The following is a 20,564-nucleotide window of genomic DNA, read 5'->3' as shown; positions in this document are numbered from 1 at the left end:
CATGGATGCATCGGAGGTGAGATGGGTTACGCGGCGAAAAGACCGAGTTGCTGGGAGAGTTCTAGGAGCAGCACCGGAGCCGGCTCCGCCGTCGGCATCGTGACACCTTGGTCCCCTGCCGCGGAGGCGGTCACGAGATGCAATGGGCGCTGAGGTGACGACTCGCCGATGAGTTCCCGTTGGTCCTTGTAGGCGCGAGCGAGGTCGCGGAAGGCTTGTTCCGCGCTCAGGAGCTGAGGATTCTGGTCCAGAATGAAGCGGATCAGGCCAATGGTGATGTCGTCCTCTTGATTGAAGGCCGCCATCGCGTGGCTGGTAATGTCCCCCTCGGTATAGAGACTGGCCTTGATGCCACTGGCGATGAGCGACCAGGCCTGTTCCTGGGCCGTGCCGGCATAGATGAGCGGTCGCACGTCGACGGGCTGCTGCTGTCCGGGCCGCCAGGAGCGCCGAGCCGCTTGCCGCACGGTCAGGATGTTGTAATCCGACTCGAAGAATCGCAGGCTGGGAAAGTCCAGGAGATCGAGCCCGGTCTGCACCAGCCGAGGATTGCAGATCAGCACATCGAGACCGGCCTTGACCCGGTCCTCAATCCATTCCTCTCGCCGCTCGGCTTGCACAGCAGCCGTGAGGACGGCCATGCGAAACCCCGCTTGCTTCAGGATCCGATGCAGGCGGGGCGTGATGTCGCGGGTCCCCGTATGGGTGCAGTACACGAGGACGCGGCGATGCCGGTTCACGTTGTCTTCGATGTGTTGTAGGAGCAAGCGTTCCTTGGGATATCGGACGGATTCGGGTAATGCGGGAAGAGTGAACTTGACCTCTCCAAACTTGTTGGTGATCCGTTCCTGCGTTGTACAACGGTCCGGGTAAGCCACCAGGGCCTGAACGACCGTGGACAGCAGGTGCCCATCGCGGGATTTCCTGGCCTCCCGGATCAGCGGTTTGGCCGCTTTGAAGAGCTGCTCGTACTGCTGCTTGAGTGGGCCTTCGAGTTCGCATGTCTGCACATGCTCCTCATAGGGAGGGAGCGCGAGATCCAGGTCTTCCATCCGGAGGAAGCAGGCCTTGTCGACCAGGTGTGGGATCAGCCGGGGCGAGATCCCCGGCCGCTCCACGACCGTCACGTAGACTTTACGTTTGGACTGAGTTCCGCGCTCGACCACCTGGTCGGCATCGATGCACGTGGTGCGCGTCTCGCGGATGCCGTAGACATCGACCCACCGGGATTCATCGTGGAAACGGTACGCCGACTTGAGGCTGGGAATGAGACGCCAGAGGAGGTAGAAGAGCGATGTGCTGCGTCCGTTCGACAGCGTACCCGTCAATCCAATGACCCGGTCCGCGACCTTCATGAGGTTCGCGAAGGCGATGCCTTGGGCTGTGGCCTTGCCCTTCAGTTCGTGGATCTCATCAACCACGAACGTATCAAACACGGTCGGGTGCTGCTTGCAGATGTAATCGGCCAAGGCGTACCGGCGCGGCCCGCTCGGATCGAAGTCGTACAGTGGAGAGCCACATGCGCGGCATTTCGATTTCGCCGGCAACGTCTCTGGTGTGAGGGGCGTGTCATCGGCGTCCCGGACCTGGTCGCCACAGTGGGGGCAGCAAAAGAGGTCAACCGATCCGTGCTCACCCTTCCATCGTCGGTGGACCAGGGCTGGTTTCGTGGCATACGAGAGTTTGGCCTTTTCGCGGGAGATGATCGCAAAGAGGGGGAGATGGTTGGGGAGCGGGGTCCTCGCGATGCGATCGATGCTGCTGAGCGACTTCAGCTGGTGGACCGGGGCGTCCGGCAGAATGCGTTTGATTTCCCGCTCCCATTTGCGGAGGAGATGGGGCGGCGCCATCACCAGCACGCGTTGGGAGCCGTGGATGAGACAGGCGCCGACCGCAGTGCGGGTCTTGCCGGTCGCCATTTCTCCGACGATCAACGCGCCGCGATGCTGCTGGAGCACGAGGGCCGTGGCCGTCGCGACATCCGCTTGCGGAGGCCAGAGCGGTTCCTTGAGTTGATTCAGGATGGGCTGCGCCGTGATCCGGTGCTCGGGTCTGAAGATGGGCCTGAGCTGTGAGGCGGCCGATTCGCAAAGGCTGGCGCTGAAGGTCTCGATGAACGCAGTGATCGGAACCTGGCGCGTGTCCATGGCGTCTCCTTGTGAGATCAGGATTGAGCGATGCCTGTGCTGTTACGAACAGGAAGATGGAGCGCGCGGCGCGGCCTGGTGGTGAATGCCGCTCTCGGTGAGGTGGAACGGCGAGATGCGGGTCGGGGCCTGAAGCAGAAGCTTATGGAGGTCCTTGACGCCTGCCTGGTGGTGGACTCGGACATCCACCACGTGCATTCCCAACCTGGTGAGCAACACGATCGCCTCTTGCTGGGCTTTCGGACCCTTGTCGGGCTCTGGATCATTGTCCAGCGCGAGGTAGACGATCTTGGCCTTGAGGCGAGTCAGGTACTCCGGAAGTTTGCCGACGTTGCCGATCCCGTTCAGGGCGCACAGGGTAAACGTGGGGCCGAACAGCGCATCGCCGGCTAAGCAGTCGAGGATGCTTTCGGTGACGAGGACTGCCGCGTCCCCGCGCTTCATGATCCACGGAGATTTGATCCCGATCGTGGCGCGCAGGAGTTCATTCGGAACGTCATGGAGTGCCCGGCATTCCACTCCGTGCATGAAGTGGACGTTAGGGCTGGGAAGTGGGATGCCGATGTACGGGGTCTTGGCCTCGCCGCGGGCCATCCAGACCGCTCCGAGTTGGGGAAAGTACGGGACCTGTCGAGAGAGAAAATACTGCCGGAGCTCTTTTTCTTTCGCGGGCGTCATGCGGGCCCTGGCGCTGCAGTAGGCCTGCCGCGCCAGGTCGATGCGCTGCCGCTGTGCTCGGGTCGAGTCCTTCCGGGATCGGCTTGCAGTAGAGCCGATGTCGATGGGATGACCGAGCAGCTTGCACACCGCTTCGGGAAATGTGAGGTGGAATGTCTGTTGGATGAACTCGATGCCATCGCCGTGCGTGCCCGGGCCAAAGTCGTACCAGACCCAGGCGCCGTTGACACGGGAGACAGAAAACGACGGGTGGCGGTCGTCACGCAAGGGAGAGTGGAAGAGGGCATGGTCTGGGCGGCGGGACACGGGCTTGTGGCCCAGCCCGATCAGGAGCTCGATGAGGTTGACGGAACGGGCGTGGCGGATGTCGTCGGGCGAGAGCTTCATGACGGGTCGTGATCCTTGCCGTGATCCTGTGATGGAGACGCCGGCAGAGAAGGTATTACTGCGACGAAGCTGCCGGAATGGGAAGCGGCATCTCGCTCCTATTCATCCTCCAGCACGTAGACGCGCGACGGCTTCTCGACCAGTAGCTCATCCAGCTGGGACTTGATCGCTCGCATCCCTTCGCGAACGACCGTGGCCACGGATTCGTCCTTCCGGATGCGACTCGGTTCCATCCCGGAGAGGAGGCCCTTGGCCTGATTCACGAGCTTCTGTAAGTCCACATCCTGGCTGAGATTGCGCGCATCGAATCGGTTCAAGAAGTCCATCAGGTTGGTCACCGTGCCGGCCTTGAAGGTCTTGGCCTTGCCATTGGCGTTGGGCGTGAGTCGCTCCATCAGGTGATCGACCAGCTCGGCCATCGCCTCGCGCAGCGTGGTCTTGGCATCATCGAGCATCTGCCTGACTTTTTGTGAGACCTTTTCGGTCTCACGCGTCAGCAGCCGCTCGCTGAGAGTACTCAGGGTTCCGGGAAGGTCGAACGTCAGATATTGGCATTCGAAGAGAAAGCCGGCCTTGACGGTATCGACGTCCGGGTAATCGGCTGGATTGTAGAGGTCCGCCAACTTGAGCTGGGCTTCTTCTCTGCGCTGGGGGTAGACTTGGACAAAATAGTCGATCAGGCTCTCTCGTTTCTCTTTGAAGTTCGTGATCAGCTCATCGACTTCTTCGAGGAGCGCATTGGAGACGAGGTAAATGCCCGGCCGCAGGGAGGAGGGCAGCGTATAGCTGGAGAGTCGCTTGCGGATCTGCGCGTCCAGTTTCGTGATGGCCTTGTATTCAGGACAGGCCAGAATCGCCTTGGTCACCTTGACCAGGGCGCGGTCGGTCTCGACCGCGAGCACATCCTGGCGGACGGTCCGCTTGATGCCGAGCTTCCGCAAGGTGAGGACGAGGCAGACCGCGTTCTTCCAGAGTGCGGAGAGAGTGGCTTGTGGAGTGTCCATGGAGAACCTCATGCGTGATGTGAATCGTGGAGATGCGAGTGGTCTTGGTGCTTTTCGTGGAGGAGCCGTTCAGGCCGCTCGATGACTTCGGTCTGGCCGCCCGCGAGTTGGTTCAGCAACTGGAGCAGATCATCTGCTTCCCGGTGATTGGGCATGCTGATGTCGTCCGTCGTAACTGTCAGGGTGCCGTCCTGCGCGATGTGCACGCGAATGGCGTCGGGCCTGTGCATGGCCGGCTCCTTTCCATCGAGCGATTAAAACTTGCTGAGGACGAAGTTGGATTCCGACGTGTCGGTGGACTCGAGCGTCCAGCCGAATTGGGACGCCACCGTGTCGAGAATCTGGTGGGCGTAGGCTCGTTGCAGCGCCTGGACCAGTTCTTCCTGGCCGCGGGGAATCACGACCGACTGGGCGGACACGAAGAGCGTGATCCCGTCGGGGGTCTGGATACGAAGAGATTCTTTATCAATGGACGCCCTCCAGCCGAGCCGTTCAGCAGCTTGCTTGAGGAGCCTCTGATCGGCAGCCTTAAGTTCGACCGTGGTGGTGGCGGTCATCCAGCAGGGCATGGGGGCCTCGTCAAGAAATTAGAGAGCGAGATTCACCTACGCCGCGTACATGCGGGCGCTCGGTCCTTGGGCCGCCTCGGCCTTGTCCATTAGATACGGGCCGGGGTAGCTGGCCGAGAGGTACCGGTAATTGGCTTGCGAGCGCAGCTCTTTGAGCTGGTCCGCGGCGCGGATCGCGACCGGGATGATGTAGGCGCTCGCTTCTTCCAGGGAGCACCCGAGTTGCCAGCTCAGCTCGCAACAGGTCCGGATCTCGTCGCCGGTCCAGCCTTGGTCTGGCGGCTGGATCATGTCTGGAGGGATCTGGAACTGTTTCCGATAGATGGCCCAGATGGTTTCTCGCTCGGCTGCCGAGGGGAGATCGAAGAACATGACGCCGTACTTGAAGCGCCGGAGCAGCTCCGGCGGGAGCGCGCTGACGTTGTTGCTGGTGGCAATGAACAGGACATTGTTTTCGGCCACGGCGCTAACGACGCCGAGCGCTTGGCGCAGCTGGCTTTCCGATTGACCCACGAGCGACGCCTTCATCGCGCCGAGATCGAAGCAAATCGCGGGCACCCCGGCTTCCGTGCCGCTGGCTTTGGCGACCATGGATTTGCACGTTCCCGGCGGGCCCACGAAGATGATGCCTCTCGCCTTGTGATCCTGCATGTAGGTGAGCAAGGTCCCCAGCATGGAGACGGTGACGCCCGACGAGTCCTGATTGGAGGAAAGGGAGCCGCTGAACATTTTCTCGATTTCATCCAGGAAGACGACGGCCTTCGGCGGATCGTTGCCCTTGAAGAGTTTGGCGAGGAAGTCTTTGGCGGCTTGCACCCCGCCGATGTCGTGGAACCGTTCGTTCCCGCCCCACACGGAGAGCCCGGGCGTGGCGTTGATCATCTGCCGCTTCCGTTCCCACAGCCGCGCCAGGTTGATGCCGTTGCGTTTGCTCAGCGACAGGGCCACGACCTGTTCGGCCGGAAAGGCCGCGAGCCCCTGCAGCGCGGAGACGGCCTGAGCCATCGCGTCCTCGGCAGGAGTGTCGATTTGTGCCTGTACGCATTGGTCCTTGATGATCGCGGCCAGTTGCTCCCTCCCCGGCAGGGTTTCTTCCAGGACTAGGAGATCATGGAAGAGTTCCGCAGGGACGTCGATCGCGGGAGCCAGCAAGACGAGAGTCGCCGGTTTGCCCTTGAAGAGGTCGCGTAAATTCCAGATGCCTTGGGAGACGAACTCGTTGCGGATGAAGCGGTGGGCGTTGTGAAAGAACACGACGCTCTTCGGAGGCACATTCGCGAGGAGCTTGAGGGTTTCCGAGGGATTCATCGTGACGTTGGACTTCGCGCTGCCCAGCAGCGCCGCCAGGGCTTTGTCGGCCCCGCTGTTGACAGGCAGGAGCCCCCGGCTGACATCCCAGGAGAAGACGGGGTCTTCCTGATCGGATCCAGGACTCCGCAACCCGTAGGTCCGGATCAGGCCGATCGTCGCGGCGGGATCGGGCGTGGTAATCGCGAGGAGCGGAACCGAAACCCTGCGGGCGCGGACGAACTGCGCCACGAGTTCGGGCATGGAAGTCTGCATCGTACACTCCTTCGTAATGGCTCGTTGCAAGGATGACTGAGGAGATTCTTATGTGGGGGAAGGATCGGATGACCCTGACGGTCGCTGCGCGGCTCGTTGGGAGGGAGCGGCCGAGCCGGATTCGGTGGAAGAGGTTTGTCTGGAGCCGGGAGCGTTGACGAGTGCGGCAACCTGGCGCGCGGACTGAATGAACGCGTCGTCATGTCCCTGCACGTAAGCCTCTTCGCATTGGTCGAGCAGGCGCATGATAGAAGGGAAGCGCGGATCGTCGCCAGTGATCCCGGCGGTGAGTTCAGCCAGGCGGCGGAACCGTTTGAGCCACCGGTCCGGACCGGTGAGCACCGGGAGCGTGGCGGACCTGGTGCCATCGTAGCCGTGCGGGTTGACGGTCCAAGCGGCGAGGCAACGGCCGGCTTGATCGACGGCTTTGACGGCAGTGATCTTGACAATGGGGATTGTGACCCCGGAATCGAGATTAACGCGGCCGTTTACGCTCGGGTCGAGGATCTCGATGATCCTGCCGTCCTGCAGTCGGTCTTTGGCATCGCGGTAGACCACGGTCCATCCGACCTGAAGGCCGACGTTCTGATCCGTTGTCGGCGTCATGGTCGCCGTGTTGAGCGGGACGGATGGTGGAAGCGACTGGGGAGGCATGGCCGACCTCTCTATATAATGGGGTAAACCGTCAACTGCACTTGGTCCAGCCGCAGTGCCGGCAGAGCAGACAATTCTCCTGTCGAACGGTGCCCTGGTTGCATTGCGGGCAGGGAGGGAGTCCCTCGCCGTTCTCTTTGATCAGCTGGCTCATGCGGAGTGCTCGGATGATGGCGGCCGGGATACTGGCAACCGATCCGTACCGCTGGTTGGCCTTTTCCAGTTGTTCGAGCAAGGCCTCCACAGGCACACCCGATCGCAAGGAGATGGAGAGCACCCGGGCAAAGGATTCGTAGATTTCCGCGTTACTGGCCTCGACGGGCGTGTGGATGAAGACCTCGAGCGGTCTGGTCTTGAGAGTCGAGATCGTGACGTACACATGCCCGTCCGTCGTCTTCACATGCACCCGCTTCGCGTCCAGGACATCCGGCAGCTCGAAGGGGTGGGCAATAGGGAGGTCCGCGTCTGGCACCTGGCTTGTTCCGTTCGTGGACAGGCTCCCATTGCGGTCCGCCTTGCCCAGATTGAGCACCTGACTGGCACGGCTCCCATCGCGGTAGACGGTGATCCCGCTGCAATCGAGTTCCCATGCGAGCAAATACGCGTGGCGGACGTCTTCAACAGTCGCCGTGCAGGGCAGGTTGATCGTCTTGCTGACCGCTGTGTCGCTGAACCGCTGCCAGGCGGCCTGGACCCGGACATGCTGCTCAGGGGTGAGATCGTGGGCCACGGTAAAGACCGGTTGCCGGTGGGCGGGCACGTCCTTGAGGCCCCGGCATGACCCGTGATTGGCCGCGATCTTGTCGATGAGATCGTCATGCCACCAGCCTTCACGCCTGGCCGTCGCTTCGAAGAGGTCGCAGAGGTAGGGCAGCTTCCTGCCTTCGAGGACGTGCTTGAACCAGACCAGCGCGAACTCGGGCTCACAGCCGGCGCTGGTGTCGGCGATCATGCTGATCGACCCAGTCGGCGCCACGGTCGTCACGTAGCTGTGGCGGACCCTTCTCCCTTCCTGTTCATGCTTGCTTCCCTTCCACGCCGGATAGACACCTCGCGTGTGGGCCAGTTGCGCTGACGCGCGCCACGCCATGGCCTTCATCTGGTGTGCGAGCCGCTCGGTGAAGCGGAGGGCTTCTTCGCTGCCGTAGGGAAGGCCCAACATCATCAACAGCCGTGCGTATCCCATGATCCCGAGGCCGATGCGGCGGGTCTGCCGCGTCATGGCGTTGATCTGGGGAAGCGGATGGTCGTTGGCATCGATGATGTTGTCCAGGAATCGAACCGCGAGCCGGATGGTCTGGTCGAGACTTTCCCAGTCGAGCTCGTACTCCCCATCGCCGGGCTGGATCCGAAGATGTTTCGCTAAATCGATGGAGCCGAGCGTGCAGGCATCGAAGCCATGCAGAGGGATCTCACCGCAGGGATTGGTCGAGGCGATTTCGCCCATGGCGGGAATAGGACAGGCCCGGTTCGCGCGGTTGATGAAGAAGAGACCGGGATCGCCGGTCTTCCAGGCTTCCTCGACGATGCGATCGAAGACCAGCCGGGCGGAGATCTGTTTGACGGGCTGCTTCGTGCGGGGGTTGATGAGGGCGTAGAGCCTGTCCTCCTTGACCGCGGTCATGAACTCATCGGTGGCGGCCACGCTGATATTGAAGTTCCGGATCTGGCCATCGTGCGTCTTGCAGCCCACGAAGTCCAGGATGTCGGGGTGCTGGACATGGAGAATCCCCATGTTCGCGCCCCTACGGGTTCCGCCCTGGCGTACCTGTTCGGTGGCGCCGTCAATGATCTTCATGAAGGAGACCGGGCCGGATGCCACGCCGCCTGAGCTCCTCACACGGTCTCTCTTCGGACGCAAATTGGAGAATGAAAACCCAGTGCCTCCGCCACTCTTGTGGATCAACAAGGCCGCGGTCACGGCATTCCCGATCGACTGCATGTCATCCTCAATCGGGATGACGAAGCAGGCGGAGTACTGCTTGTGCGAGCCGGGCCGGCCGGCGTTCATCAAGGTGGGGGAATTGGGGAGGAAGGTTCGAGAGGCCAGCATCCGGCGGAACTGCTCCTCGAGGGATGCCACTTCTTCATGTGTCGCCTCGTACAGGGTTTCGACCATGGCGATCTCGCGAGCGACCCGCGCCCAGAGTTGGTCCACGGTTTCGACGATGTTCCCCTGGTCATCCTTGGCCAGGTACCGTTCGCGGAGGACGGTGAGAGCGTTGTCCGACAGCGGAATGTACTCCAAGGTGGAGGCTTGAATCGGATCGGTTTCGGCGTTGGTCATGAGTGAACCTTCAATGAGTCGGACCTGGTCGAACAGCTGAACGCGCAAGGCCTCACCTGAGAATTACTTCCCGGGTTCGAGAGCCTGCGAATGTCGAAAAAACCCATGAGTGAGGACAGGTACCAGAGCCGCTTTCTGGGTGAGATCAGACTGTCGGGAAACGGCTTGCCCCAACGGGAGTTGGCGTCCCTCTTGCTATTCGGCGCGGAAAACGGCATAATATGCCAGATAATCAGATAGTCAGATATTCAGGCACCTTTCTCAAAGAGGAAGTAATATGGCTACGGAAACCAGCAAGGTCGGCAAACGGGGAACCGTTGTGATCCCTGCCTCACTCCGCCGCCGGTATGGCATCAAAGAAGGCTCTCTCGTCATTGCCGAAGAACGGGCTGAGGGTGTACTGATCCGTCCGGCTGCAGCCCTCCCGGTTGAAATCTATAGCCCGGAACGTCGCGCGGAGTTCCTGCTGTCCAATGCTGTGGATGCGGAAGACTATGAACGGGCGCGAAAAGCAGTCCGGAAGTTGGGTTTGGATCCGGACACCATTTCTCACTACAACCCGACCAAGGCTTAGGGCGTGGATCGGGTCTTCCTGGATGCCAATGTCCTGTTCTCCGCCGCCTACCGGCACGACTCCCGGCTCAGGCAACTCTTCAAGTTGCGTGGCGTGACCTTCATTTCCTCGGCCTACGCGGTGGAAGAAGCCCGTCGCAACCTCTCCACCGCCCAGCAACGGAAAGACCTGGAGCAGCTCTGTGCATCCATGGAAATCGTCCCTGCCGCTCCGTCCGAATCGCGTCACGCGCCTGAGTTCGATCTGCCGGAGAGCGACCGCCCGATCCTTCTGGCCGCCATCGGTGCCCGCGCCACCCATTTGCTGACCGGCGATGTCAAGGACTTCGGCCGTTATTACGGCCAGACTCTTGAAGGCGTGCTGATCCTGCCGCCGGCCATGTATGTACAGATGCGCCGGGGAAAGGGCCGCTAGGACGTAGCTCGCTTTCATACTGGAACCCCTTGCTGCCCGGCGTTGCGGTTTAGCCCAAGTTCCCCGCACTCATTCGCTTCGACACCTATTCTAAGTTCAGAATGCGGCCCCTGATGCCCAGCTGCATTTGGTGCGGGTTTCACAGTCGAGCGAATTGTACCTGGCAAAGCGGTCCCCCATGCTGAATCGTGCTCTCATTCTCCAACCGGTAGTACTCGCATGAGGTTGATCACTGAATGACGCCTTCGCGCAAGGATGGTGGGACGATGGCTTCTCCACTGGAACTGCTCCGTGCGCTCAACAGCAAGGGCCGACCGCACCCAATTCATCCGGACCTGACGTTGTTGGGATTCGGCGCCAATCTCGACGACAACCAACGGGAAGGGGTCTTTGTGATGCGGGATGCCGATCGAAGTGGGCATTTCGGCTGCCTGGGAACGACGCGGGTGGGCAAGACGCGCCTGATGGAGAATATCATCGAGCAGGACATCAGGAAGGGCTACTCGGTGGTCGTGGTCGATCCGAAGGGAGACATCGAGTTGTTTTCAAAAGTCGTGCAAACAGCAGCCGAGTGTGGGCGGCTGGGGGAACTGATGCTGCTCACGCCGATCTTTCCCGATGAGTCGGTCTACCTGGACCCGTTGTCGAGTTACTACATGGAAGACGAGCTGGTGAATCACATCGTCTCAGGGATCAAGGCGCGCGAGGATTTTTATATTGCGATTGCGACCCAGGTGGCTCAAGTCATCGTAGCAGGCTTGATCATACTCGCCAAGGCGAAGGGAATCCCTCCTCAGATCTCGTTCTACGATGTGAAGCTGCGAGCCGGTCATAAGGACCTGATGCAGTTCCGAGATACGCTTCAGGCGTTGCCGGGGACGGAGGAACTGTGCATGGCGATCGATCAGATCACGCATGGTCCGAATATGGCGGACTTCTACGCCAAGGTCTCGACATCGCTCCAGACGATGTTGTCGGCACTGACCTTCGGCACGACCGGACGGATCATCGGCAAGGCAAAGACGAATGAATTCATTCGGCGGCTCGAATCCGGGAAACGCGTGATCATGGTCTGCAATACCGGCAGTCTACTGACGCGCCGGACGGCTCATATTATCGCGAAGGTGTTCATCTCCATGATTCAGAGCCTGGTGGGACGCCTGTTTGCCTCCGGGCGTGCGCTTACTCCGCCCTTGTGTCTGCACATCGACGAGGGCCATAACGTGCTCTACCCCGACATCAAAGAGCTGTTCAATAAGGGCGGTGGGGCCAATATCTGGATCCATCTGTATACGCAGTCGCTCGCGCAGATCCAGGAGGAAGTCGGGCCGTACGCGGCGCAGAGCATCATGGACAACATCAATTCCTGGGCCTACTTCCTCCTGAACCATCCGGAGACCGCGCAATACGTGGAGGATTCGACGCCGCTGGTCACTCGAGATGAGCCGATGATTGAGGTCGGTGGCCGGGTGATGATGAAGTTGACGGCACGGCGCCAGGTCCTCCGCGATCGCGTGATGTCTCTCCCGAAACGATGGTTCTATTTCCGCACGTACGGGCAGACGTACAAGGGCCAGACCATGGATACGACGCCGCTCTACGTAAATGTGAAGTTCCCCGTCGTCAGTCCCCTAAGGTCAGTCGAGTCCCCGGCGCCTGCCCCAAGCGATCAAACCGCCGTTGGGGTTTCGCGTCCGGCTTGAAATTCAAGGGGTTTCTCTGACGGCGTAGACTTCCGGCACGCGGTTTAGCATCAGTTGCCGGTACGCAACTCGGCTCACTCCAGGAATACCAGGCCAATTGCATCAAAGAGTTGGGTGAGGGTGTATTTGGGCTGGAGCTGGCCGGAACGCAGTGCAGTGTAGTGGAGTTTTTCACAAGCCGAGCACAATAGTGTTGCGTCGTCGTGTGGGGCCTAACTCGTTCTGGCTTCAGCGGCGGCGCGAAGCGCTGTCCGCTTCAAGCCATTGCTAGGCTCCCAGCCCTCATGTCATCGTGACGTTTCCCGTTGCAAGGTTTTTCGTGTGCCTTTGCACCGCGAACGAGCGATCTATGAAAACGCTGACCTCGGTCTCGACGGATCCTCCGACGCCAGACCAGTAGTGGATTATGATTCTGTGTCCGTCGACTTTCAGGTCCAACGCGGTGTTGTCGAGGCCGAGATGGAGCATAGCGTTCAGCTCTCCCACTATGGACCAGAGTTTGACGTATAGCATCTTTCTCGTATCCGACCCGAGATGGTCCTTCACGGGCTGGAGTTGAGTGTTCAGCAGAGTGATCCGCTGTAGCAGGTCGTCGAATCGATTCATGAGGATTGCGGCTCGTTGTTGATCGTGTCGGCGGACGTGATCTTACCCACCGCAACGAGTTGCACGAGCGGCCTTTGCTCCAGTACAACGGAGGCGACAAGCTGTCGCATTTCTTTCTTCGTGTAACCGAGCTCCTGCGCGAGGCCGACGAACTGCCTAGCGATTTCGACCTGCAGCTGCTGGTTCTCTAGCTCTCGGCGTTCATTCTCCAACGAACGTTGCCGTCTCGTTGACCAATGCTCGATGAGCCGAATCAGCAGGTCTTTCAAGTGCCCAATGATCTCCCCGACCCCTATAAGGTCCTTGATGCCTGGGGACCCGTACAGTACGCGTTGCACGACCAATCGCTCTTCTGGTTCCAGAAGGTCTGCAGCCAGGATTGTGAGCGAGCCTCCGCTGAGCAGCGGAGCGCGCTCTTGCCGGAAGAACGAAGGCGGAGCCAATCTTGCCCATCGGCGAAGCCACTTGATGGAGCGTGGGAACGGCGGGAACGGAGCATCTGTGTAAAAGTCTCGGAGTTCACGCAGTTCTTCTAATTCCAGGGCAAGGGCGAAACGCAGCATGTACAGACGATCGAGGGCGTTGAGCGAAGTCGCAAATTCACCCGCTTCCCACTCGCCATCGATGCCGACCCGAAGCACTTGTCTTTCTGTGTTCATACCATCGACGCCCCTCCTGGGGGCTAGTTATTAATTTATATCGATCTATCCTGCTACACTTGGTGCAAAAACAAATCACCTTCGTCTGGAACTGCTACATTATTCGTTCAAGCGACACTAGCATGCGCGCAATCACTTGCGCTTGCCGCGTGAACCAGCGGGTGGCGGAGGTGGATTGCTTTTCAAAATCTGTGGACGGACCAATAATTTGTCGCAAAGGCTTCTCGATTGAATACACTTCATATGGAAAGGCCGGATCATTTGGTTCTGCATAGTATTCGAACCCATTCTTCTCTAGGCGATTCCTGAAAGCAGGTGTGATTGCAAGCTCATATTTTTGCCCCCAGCCAATTTCTGCATCAGCATAAATTGTTCCCTCCCAGGGATAGACACCACACCACGCCCACAGGTCTTGGTATCGCATAGCCCCCTTCAGTCGTCTGCCTTTTGCGTAGTAAATGTAAATTCCTGGATACTCCTCTCCTGAGCGGGGAATGCGAATCTTGTATGTAGTGTTGCCAAGTCTTCTCTCAATAGCATCCCTTGAACCTTCGATCAGCCGTCTCAAAGTGTTCTGCTGCGGCTCAAACTGTTTCCATGCCGAAGTTAACTTGGAGATATCGAGAGCCGGTGGGGATGTCATCCGATGAGCCTCCAGAAATCTGTAAAACTCCTCTCTAGGCCACTTCGAGTTACTATGCACATCCTGGGGTGATCTCCTAATAAGAGAAGCGACTGTATTCCATGTCAGCAGCTGGATTCGAATGCCAGCGATAGAACGGGGAATCGAATGATGCGGCTTGTGCGCTCTCCGCACATAAACCAATCCCTTAATTCGTTTCTTGCTGCCCCTAACCTGTCTCGCATATCGTGCAAGTTGATTCTTCTTTCCTAGCGGAGCATCAATCTTGTTCTCTTGAACGATATAGGTGTGACGGTTTGAAAATACAATATCCGGTATGTTTCCACTCTCAGTGCCATGAGTCTTCTGGGTTTGGACCTCGGGAAGTGCTGAGCAACGATACCCAAGGTGCTTCAGATAATTTCTGAGGAACGACCTGTCATTTTTAAGTAGGAATGCAAAGGCCGCAGTGAGAAAATTCTCAGCAACAAAAATCTGTTTTTCAAATCTTCGTAGCGAGGCAAGGGTTTCGAGTAGCGAATCGCTAATCACAACTTAAAATCGCCGAAAGAGATTTGTTGATGGACCGGCCCTAGAATAAGCCAAATGCACTGAGAAATCGACAAGGAAGCCAGGTATGCAGATCGGGACTCTGATGGCAGTGAGCGGTGCGCATTCAGAGCGAATGATCTCAGAGATTCAAAGCGGTGTGGTGGAGGTTAGACGCCACCAAGGACGGTCCGGCTCAGGCACCGCCGCTCTGATCCACGTGATGGCGGACCGGCAGACTCGCTGTATTTCTACTGTCCCGTGCTGCTGTTCTCCTGATCCCTTGGGGGACTGCCACAGCGTGCGGAGTGAGCGGTGCCTGCTCAGACAGGAGGGCGAAGCCGGCGATGTCTGCCCTTCGCCTCAGGAATCACGTCCGGCCGTGAGAGTTCGTGAAGGAGATCCGGTTTGCGGTGATCCATGCTGTCTCTCGACAGGGATGAACTGGGTGATGGCGTCCTCTCAAGGTTCTGCGGTTCCCCACTGACCGGCTCGCCGTTCCAATCGCTCCGCACTTTATCGAAGACCCAGCCTCCCTTCCCAAGGTCCTCGACCGCGAGCCGGCCGGCGAGATAGTTTCCGACTCGAATCACATCATCCAATTCGTCCGCAAAGGCGACAAGGATCAGTGTCCCGGACGGGGCGACGAGGAAGAACGCGCGGCTGTCGCGCTCTTTCGTCCGTCCGCGCTGTGCCTCGATGATGTCCCCAACCGACGCGGTGAACGTTCCAGTGACCTCCGCATGAAACCGGCCTTTCGGCTTCCGTTCGAGCGGCGCGTGGTCTCGATGGATCTTCTGTTGGGTGAAGTCCCAGGTGACACGAGCGACAAACGCGGGATCCTTCCTGAAGATGGTCGCGTGGAAGGTGAACGCGAATCGCGTCGGGCTCTTGCCCGCGGCGGTCATCGGTCCTGCTCCGAGGAAAAGGGGGGTCGTGTCCCCCAGCAGAGTAGGCGGGAGATCATGGTATCTGAGTCCAATCTACCCATGTATTACAGCCAGACGGCAGGTGGAGCGGCACTCAACGGACGCCCCTGAACGAGAGGATGGCGCCGGGCTCCGCCAGAACGAGTGGTTAGATGATGGGACCGCGCGGGAGGGGGTCGGAGTCGGAATGTTCAGAACAGTCGATCTGCACGTCCCGGTCACCGAATGGGGCGTCGACGAAGGCGCAATGGTGCGGCTTCTCCGGATTCTTCGGGTACTGCCTGGGCCGGAAGTGCCGGCAGGTGATACACATCAGGCTGGTGGGGATCTGCTTGGCCTCCTGAAGCTGCAGGAGGGTGTGGAGCAGGTGGGCGTACAATTCCTCCTGGGTGGCAGGACTGAGTGATTCAAGGACGGAGTCGAGCACATGGGGCCATTGGAGGAGGCGATGGGCGGCGAGCGCTCCGCCTGGTTCAAGAGTCAGCAGCACGTCTTTCGAGGGAAGGTCGGTGGTCTGCACGTGAATGAGACCCTTGGTGACGAGCTGGTGAATGGCTTCGTCGAGGCTCGGGCAGCACACATCAAGCGCGCGCACGAGGCTGCTCCGGAACATGCTGTGGAGCTGCGAGGCGAGCAGCAGCGTGAGGATTTGTTGTTCAATCAGCGAAGAGGGGCAGGATTCGGGTTCCTTGGCGACCTGGTTATAGAAGCTGACCCTGGTGAGGGCCACACGGATGCGTTGCAGGAGCGTGGTCTTCGCCAGCGTGGCATTGGCGACACCCTGGCAGGGAGAGAGCGTTGACGTGTCATGACAGTCCATAGAGCAACGTGGCTCTGGGTCAGGGTTTACAGGGTTGTGATGGTCCATGGCTTTTATACCAGCAAGACGACCCTTCGCACACCTAGACATTCGTAGGGGGCAGCTTAGCCATTTGGCTTAGGTCCGGAAGCCCGCTGTCAGCAACGGCAACAACTGATGGTCACCCGTCCAGTGATTTGCCTCTCTCCCTTGGCCGCCCGGTGTTCAGTTTTGAGGCACCGGCCCCAACCACGCTGAGTTTGGGCGTCCCGTTCCCGAGGGGATGAGCGTCCTGTCCCCTGCGGGAGGCCTCCGAAACGGCCTCTTGCAGCAGTCCGAGCTGGTGCTCGACTTTGCGCAAGGTCTTCGCCGCCAGGTCCGGTGTTCCGGGACTCCAGGTCGTGATCGTCTTGGCATAGGCGGCCAATGTGGCGAGGATCTGACTGGCGCAATCGAGTCCGTTGGAGAGGAGTTCGGGCCCGGGGCTGTGGCGGAGCGAGTCCTGGAATCGGCCGACCGCCTGCTGCTGTTGGAGTGCGGCGGCTTTGACCTCTGCCTCCATGGCTTTGATCCGGTTGCGTTCCTGCTGGAGTTGCTCCTCCAGTGTCTCCTTGTCCTTGTGAGCCGCTTGCAGCTGCTTGGAGAGGTCCTCCAGCCGTTGTCTGAAGTCCTCCAGCTCTGTCTGGAAACGGCTCTGCACGGCATGATCGACGGTCGCGTTGGTCGCCTTCTGTTTCGAGGTCAGGGTCGTGGCGAGGGACTTCGCCTGCTTGAGCGTTTGTTGGAGTGTGGTGATCTGGTTGTTGAGGGATTGGATCTGGAGCTGTTTCTCCTGGAGTTGCTGCCGGAGATCGTGAATCAACGAGCTCTGCTCGGCAGCCGGGGCGACTGATGCAGCGGAGCTGCTGTGAGCGGTGAGCCGTTGCTGAAGCTCCGTGAGATAGGCGCGCTGCCGTTCGGGCGAGGCGGCGGCGAGGGTCAGCTTGATCTCGCCGGGAAGATACGGAATCAGGGCCTGCAGTTCCGGGATGAGGCGTTGGAGGGCCTTGCGTTTCCAATCGGCCTCGCACTGCCGAAGACGCTCTTGGTCGTGGGGTGACAGGTGGCGGCGATGGACGTTGTCGAAGATGGCGGCGATCTTTTCTTCCAGAGTGGTGGCGATGCTGCACGGCACCTCGCCGTACTTGGCTCGGATGGCTGCCTCGTAGCGATGGTGACCGGAGAGAATCGTGTACCGGTCACTGGTCCGCTCGACGATCAGATGGCAGAGAATGCCGACTTCCGCGACGCTCCGGCAGAGGTCGTCGAAGTCGGGGTCAGCGAGCGGGGGAAATAGTTCCCTGTACTCGGGGTTCACGATCAACTGGTTGACTGGGATCATGACAGAGGGTTGCATACAGTCCTCGCAGTTTGATGGTTCCGACTGCTTTCCGAACAGCCTGATAGTGAATGGAGAAGCCTTCCCGCAGGAAGTGCCGATGGATGTCTGTCGACCTCAGTCGGGGGTTGGTTCCGAGCAAGGCGCGAACGGTGTGGATCAACGTGTCGTCGGAGATGTCCTTGCGGACGAGCTGGCGGGTCCGGACGAAGTCCTCGGCTTCCGGCGACAGAAAGCTGAGAGGGACGGCGTAGCGGCGACCGTTGCGCCCGCCCCGGCCGCGGGTCCGGAGGAGATACCATCGCTCTGGCGCATGGCGGAGTAGAAACTGCAGGGGGGCCGGAAGGTGCGTGTGGGGAAGGGGGAGCCAGAGGCGGAGTTGCTGGGTGGTATGCGTGATGTGGAACCGCGTCAGCACCTGGCGGAAGGTGGTCAGCGAGATGTATGGGACCTCCCCGAGCGCGTCGATTCGCGGGCAGGTCAGGCCATGGGCGATCCCAAGTTCTCGGGCCAGCGCGTGGAACTCCTGCTTCGAGGTGTTAACGAGCAGGCTGGTCTTCACTGAATCGCTCCGCGTGCCGTGCGTCCATCCATGCCGGGATCGAGTCTTCGACGTCCGGAGATGAGACATCGATCGCGTGGATGTCATCGTCGAGCCCATCCTGTGAGGCGGGTACGTCCTGAGAATCTTCGCTAGCCTCGTCTCGCGCAGCCTTGAACGAGGTCTCCTGGAATCGCTCGATTCGAGAGAGGATGGTGGTGCGGTAGCCAAGCTGTTGGAATTCTCGCTTCCGCTTTTCGTAGGTCGAGTATTCGATGAACTTGAGGAAGGTCCCGCTGGGATCCTCGACGAGCACGATTTTGTCCCTGCCCGGAACGAGCCGGTGGAACTCCTTTTGGAGGAATCGGTAGATATAGCTGCTCAGTTGGCAGTGCGCCCCTTTCGTGAAGTCGTAGTTCGCCAGGCCCTCAACGAAGGCGATGAACGATTGTTGTTTGAGATCTTCTCGGCTGACGGCCGGATCGAGGCAGTGGTAGCGGTCGATGACCGCCTCGATGAGTCTGTCGTGCTTCTGCCAAAGTTCGAAGATGGCGTTCTGAGGATTGGCGAGGTGCAACGAAGCGTCTGAAGGCCCCAACATGATGACCCCTTTCCCTTATGTAGATGAACAAGGTGACAGACATGAACAGCGATATGAACTGAAGAGACTGGATGCAATGGAAGACTGGTGCCCCGACGCAAGATGTTCCAATTCCTCGAGGAGAAACACGGATGGCTTCTGGTCCCATGGAGAAGGGCTGGCAGACGGCGAGGAAGGGAGGCGTGCTGGAGGAACGTGGGTTCTGGAGACTGAGCTCGGACGAATTCGGATGGAGCCGTACCGATGACCGGATGAGCCCGCACGAATGAATCGGAAAACGGTGGGCCGAGCGAGAGTGCGCGTGTGTAGATTCCTGAAAGTTCATGTTGACTACGCTCAAAGCGAACTCCAGCGTGGAGTTGAAGCGGTATTGTATGTAAACTAGTTAACAGATATCAAGAGGGATACGAACCACAGTAACGTGTCGTCTCCTGAGTAATACAGATTCAGGTATAGTGATTGTAAGTTATGGAAAATACACAATGTGAAAATTGATGGTATTTTGAGATTGCCTGTCTTTACACGGATGACCAACTTTGTTATACGTCTATCCGTTGCTTTATAGATAAGGAGTCAGGATGGCTGAGACGGCCCTGTGGACTTTGATTCGCGAGGTGCGGACGCGGGCGGGATTGAACCCGAGAGAGTTGGCTCGCCAGCTCAAGATGTCTCCTGCGCACCTGTACCAGATCGAGGATGAACAGAGCGGGGCATTGCCGAGCGATGAAACGCTGCGGGCCATCGCACGGGTCTGTTGTGCGGATCTTCAGGAGCGGGCAGCGGTGACGCATAGCCTCCTCCTGGCGCGTGCGCGATTGATCGTCTCTCCTGAAGTCGCGGCCCATCTTTCGCCTCGGGGGGAAGAGAACATGCCGGAGGAGTTCCAACGGCGGGTTCAGGCTGATCTCAAAGGACGATCGGAAACCGAAATCAGGCTGTTGGATGCGCAATTGGGCTTCAATGGGCGGCTTGGGTTGGTGGCGGCGGGACTGGCGGGCTTGACGAAGAGTGAGGTGAGAGCCTTGGCGGTGGCCTTGGACCAGCCGGTCGAGGACTATCTGGTTGCAGCGGGATATTTCCCGGATTGGATGTTGCCGCTGGTGAGAAAAGAGGAGGGGGAGGTTGGGCTCTTCGATGCGCTCCGGAACATTTCAGGGAAGGCCTTGGGGGAACTCGCCAGCGTCCTGCCGCCCGCTTGGATGAAGTTGGTTCAGGGGTTGCAGGCTGCCAAGATCGAGGTCGGAGAGAAAAAATAAGCCGGGTTTGCAATGATGCGGGCTGACGGGAGTGAGATCCTGTCAGCCCTTCGTATTTTCAGGCCCTGCAGTCTTGTCGCATGGAAGTGCCTGCCGTATCGCTGATCCTTCAACGGCACTGGCGGTGTGAAATGCGAAGCGGTCTGAGCCACTGGAGGACGGCGGCCTTTCGTTCGAGGGAAAACACAAACCACTGCAGCAAGGTATCCGGATGTTCGGACTTCGTGAGGTTCGTCATCAGTTCGAGCAGAATCCACTCGGTGATCGCGGTGGCTCCGCTGAGGATCAACGGCTTGAGTCGTGCACCGATTTCGGGATGACCGGCGGGATGCGGGGTATGGATCCCACGTACGTGTCAACGAGATACATGCGGGGTCCGTTTGCGCCGTTGTTGTCGAAGCTGTGCGGAGGTCAGGTCGAGAGGAATCGTCCTGAGCGCATTCGCGAGCTTCTGTAACTGACCCTGGCGGATGACCGTTCGTAGACTGGCTTCGACGGTCCCTTTGATAGTATCTGTGCCAAGCGCCTTCTGAGCCTGTCGCAGGAGATGCCGATCGATCTCGATAGTGGTCTTCATGTCATCCCATGCATCTATGATTTCAGCATGATGGCTCTATCATACGTGACGATGATATGGGTGCCAA

The 20,564-nt window shown here is 59.4% G+C and carries 21 protein-coding genes; 4 read left to right on the top strand and 17 right to left on the bottom strand.

All coding sequences use genetic code 11. The features are described 5' to 3' along the window. Window positions 1-26: 26 nt before the first annotated feature. The 8 genes from NITMOv2_RS14440 to NITMOv2_RS14405 form a co-directional block, all read right to left on the bottom strand. On the bottom strand, window positions 27-2,147 hold the full coding sequence (locus NITMOv2_RS14440) for a helicase-related protein (RefSeq protein ID WP_053380541.1): 2,121 nt from the start codon (window positions 2,145-2,147) through the stop codon (window positions 27-29). Window positions 2,148-2,189: 42 nt separating this feature from the next. After that, window positions 2,190-3,212 carry a CHC2 zinc finger domain-containing protein gene (locus NITMOv2_RS14435; RefSeq protein ID WP_053380540.1) on the bottom strand — a complete coding sequence of 341 codons (1,023 nt, stop codon included), beginning with the start codon at window positions 3,210-3,212 and terminating at the stop codon, window positions 2,190-2,192. Between the two features lie 98 nt (window positions 3,213-3,310). Further along, window positions 3,311-4,216 (bottom strand): hypothetical protein, encoded by a 906-nt coding sequence (locus tag NITMOv2_RS14430; protein ID WP_053380539.1) that lies wholly within the window; start codon window positions 4,214-4,216, stop codon window positions 3,311-3,313. Window positions 4,217-4,224: 8 nt separating this feature from the next. Next, the gene (locus NITMOv2_RS14425; RefSeq protein WP_053380538.1) at window positions 4,225-4,446 is read right to left on the bottom strand and encodes a hypothetical protein; all 222 of its coding nucleotides are present in this window, start codon (window positions 4,444-4,446) and stop codon (window positions 4,225-4,227) included. Between the two features lie 24 nt (window positions 4,447-4,470). Beyond that, window positions 4,471-4,785, bottom strand: coding sequence for a hypothetical protein (locus NITMOv2_RS14420; RefSeq protein ID WP_053380537.1), 315 nt, complete (start codon window positions 4,783-4,785; stop codon window positions 4,471-4,473). 36 nt (window positions 4,786-4,821) lie between these two features. Then, window positions 4,822-6,348 (bottom strand): AAA family ATPase, encoded by a 1,527-nt coding sequence (locus NITMOv2_RS14415; RefSeq protein ID WP_053380536.1) that lies wholly within the window; start codon window positions 6,346-6,348, stop codon window positions 4,822-4,824. Window positions 6,349-6,396: 48 nt separating this feature from the next. Continuing rightward, entirely contained in the window at window positions 6,397-6,954 is a 558-nt protein-coding gene (locus tag NITMOv2_RS14410) for a hypothetical protein (RefSeq protein WP_145976356.1), read from the bottom strand. Between the two features lie 79 nt (window positions 6,955-7,033). Next, the gene (locus NITMOv2_RS14405; protein WP_053380534.1) at window positions 7,034-9,289 is read right to left on the bottom strand and encodes an adenosylcobalamin-dependent ribonucleoside-diphosphate reductase; all 2,256 of its coding nucleotides are present in this window, start codon (window positions 9,287-9,289) and stop codon (window positions 7,034-7,036) included. A gap of 277 nt (window positions 9,290-9,566) precedes the next feature. Here NITMOv2_RS14405 and NITMOv2_RS14400 point away from each other — a divergent pair, with 277 nt between their 5' ends. From NITMOv2_RS14400 to NITMOv2_RS14390, 3 genes are all read left to right on the top strand, one after another. Continuing rightward, the gene (locus NITMOv2_RS14400; RefSeq protein WP_053380533.1) at window positions 9,567-9,863 is read left to right on the top strand and encodes an AbrB/MazE/SpoVT family DNA-binding domain-containing protein; all 297 of its coding nucleotides are present in this window, start codon (window positions 9,567-9,569) and stop codon (window positions 9,861-9,863) included. Window positions 9,864-9,866: 3 nt separating this feature from the next. After that, window positions 9,867-10,277: a PIN domain-containing protein gene (locus tag NITMOv2_RS14395; protein WP_053380532.1), complete on the top strand. Its 411-nt coding sequence runs from the start codon at window positions 9,867-9,869 to the stop codon at window positions 10,275-10,277. A gap of 266 nt (window positions 10,278-10,543) precedes the next feature. Next, complete coding sequence (locus NITMOv2_RS14390; protein WP_053380531.1) at window positions 10,544-11,980, top strand: type IV secretory system conjugative DNA transfer family protein; 1,437 nt, start codon at window positions 10,544-10,546, stop codon at window positions 11,978-11,980. Between the two features lie 282 nt (window positions 11,981-12,262). On the opposite strand, the gene NITMOv2_RS14385 is transcribed toward NITMOv2_RS14390, so the two are convergent. The 8 genes from NITMOv2_RS14385 to NITMOv2_RS14350 form a co-directional block, all read right to left on the bottom strand. Then, window positions 12,263-12,586, bottom strand: a complete 324-nt coding sequence (locus NITMOv2_RS14385) for a hypothetical protein (RefSeq protein WP_053380530.1) — start codon at window positions 12,584-12,586, stop codon at window positions 12,263-12,265. Continuing rightward, window positions 12,583-13,245, bottom strand: coding sequence for a hypothetical protein (locus NITMOv2_RS14380; protein ID WP_053380529.1), 663 nt, complete (start codon window positions 13,243-13,245; stop codon window positions 12,583-12,585). Before NITMOv2_RS14380 ends, NITMOv2_RS14385 begins: the two co-directional genes overlap by 4 nt. 94 nt (window positions 13,246-13,339) lie before the next feature. Beyond that, on the bottom strand, window positions 13,340-14,419 hold the full coding sequence (locus NITMOv2_RS22865) for a PD-(D/E)XK nuclease family protein (protein WP_083448046.1): 1,080 nt from the start codon (window positions 14,417-14,419) through the stop codon (window positions 13,340-13,342). Window positions 14,420-14,739: 320 nt separating this feature from the next. Next, window positions 14,740-15,324 (bottom strand): hypothetical protein, encoded by a 585-nt coding sequence (locus NITMOv2_RS14370; RefSeq protein ID WP_053380527.1) that lies wholly within the window; start codon window positions 15,322-15,324, stop codon window positions 14,740-14,742. 169 nt (window positions 15,325-15,493) lie between these two features. Next, the gene (locus tag NITMOv2_RS14365; RefSeq protein ID WP_053380526.1) at window positions 15,494-16,165 is read right to left on the bottom strand and encodes a hypothetical protein; all 672 of its coding nucleotides are present in this window, start codon (window positions 16,163-16,165) and stop codon (window positions 15,494-15,496) included. 160 nt (window positions 16,166-16,325) lie between these two features. After that, the gene (locus NITMOv2_RS14360; protein ID WP_053380525.1) at window positions 16,326-17,525 is read right to left on the bottom strand and encodes a ParB/RepB/Spo0J family partition protein; all 1,200 of its coding nucleotides are present in this window, start codon (window positions 17,523-17,525) and stop codon (window positions 16,326-16,328) included. After that, window positions 17,461-18,084, bottom strand: coding sequence for a hypothetical protein (locus NITMOv2_RS23570; protein ID WP_145976355.1), 624 nt, complete (start codon window positions 18,082-18,084; stop codon window positions 17,461-17,463). Before NITMOv2_RS23570 ends, NITMOv2_RS14360 begins: the two co-directional genes overlap by 65 nt. Next, complete coding sequence (locus NITMOv2_RS14350) at window positions 18,062-18,664, bottom strand: hypothetical protein (protein ID WP_053380523.1); 603 nt, start codon at window positions 18,662-18,664, stop codon at window positions 18,062-18,064. Before NITMOv2_RS14350 ends, NITMOv2_RS23570 begins: the two co-directional genes overlap by 23 nt. A 578-nt stretch (window positions 18,665-19,242) precedes the next feature. Here NITMOv2_RS14350 and NITMOv2_RS14345 point away from each other — a divergent pair. Further along, window positions 19,243-19,920: a helix-turn-helix domain-containing protein gene (locus NITMOv2_RS14345; RefSeq protein ID WP_053380522.1), complete on the top strand. Its 678-nt coding sequence runs from the start codon at window positions 19,243-19,245 to the stop codon at window positions 19,918-19,920. A 355-nt stretch (window positions 19,921-20,275) separates the two neighbouring features. Here NITMOv2_RS14345 and NITMOv2_RS25090 read toward each other — a convergent pair whose 3' ends face one another. Next, window positions 20,276-20,497 carry a type II toxin-antitoxin system VapB family antitoxin gene (locus NITMOv2_RS25090; protein WP_053380520.1) on the bottom strand — a complete coding sequence of 74 codons (222 nt, stop codon included), beginning with the start codon at window positions 20,495-20,497 and terminating at the stop codon, window positions 20,276-20,278. Window positions 20,498-20,564 lie beyond the last annotated feature (67 nt).

This window comes from Nitrospira moscoviensis, assembly GCF_001273775.1.
Lineage (GTDB): Bacteria > Nitrospirota > Nitrospiria > Nitrospirales > Nitrospiraceae > Nitrospira_D > Nitrospira_D moscoviensis.
The sequence above is the reverse complement of the archived record's forward strand: the minus strand, read 5'-3'. Positions and strand labels throughout refer to the sequence as shown.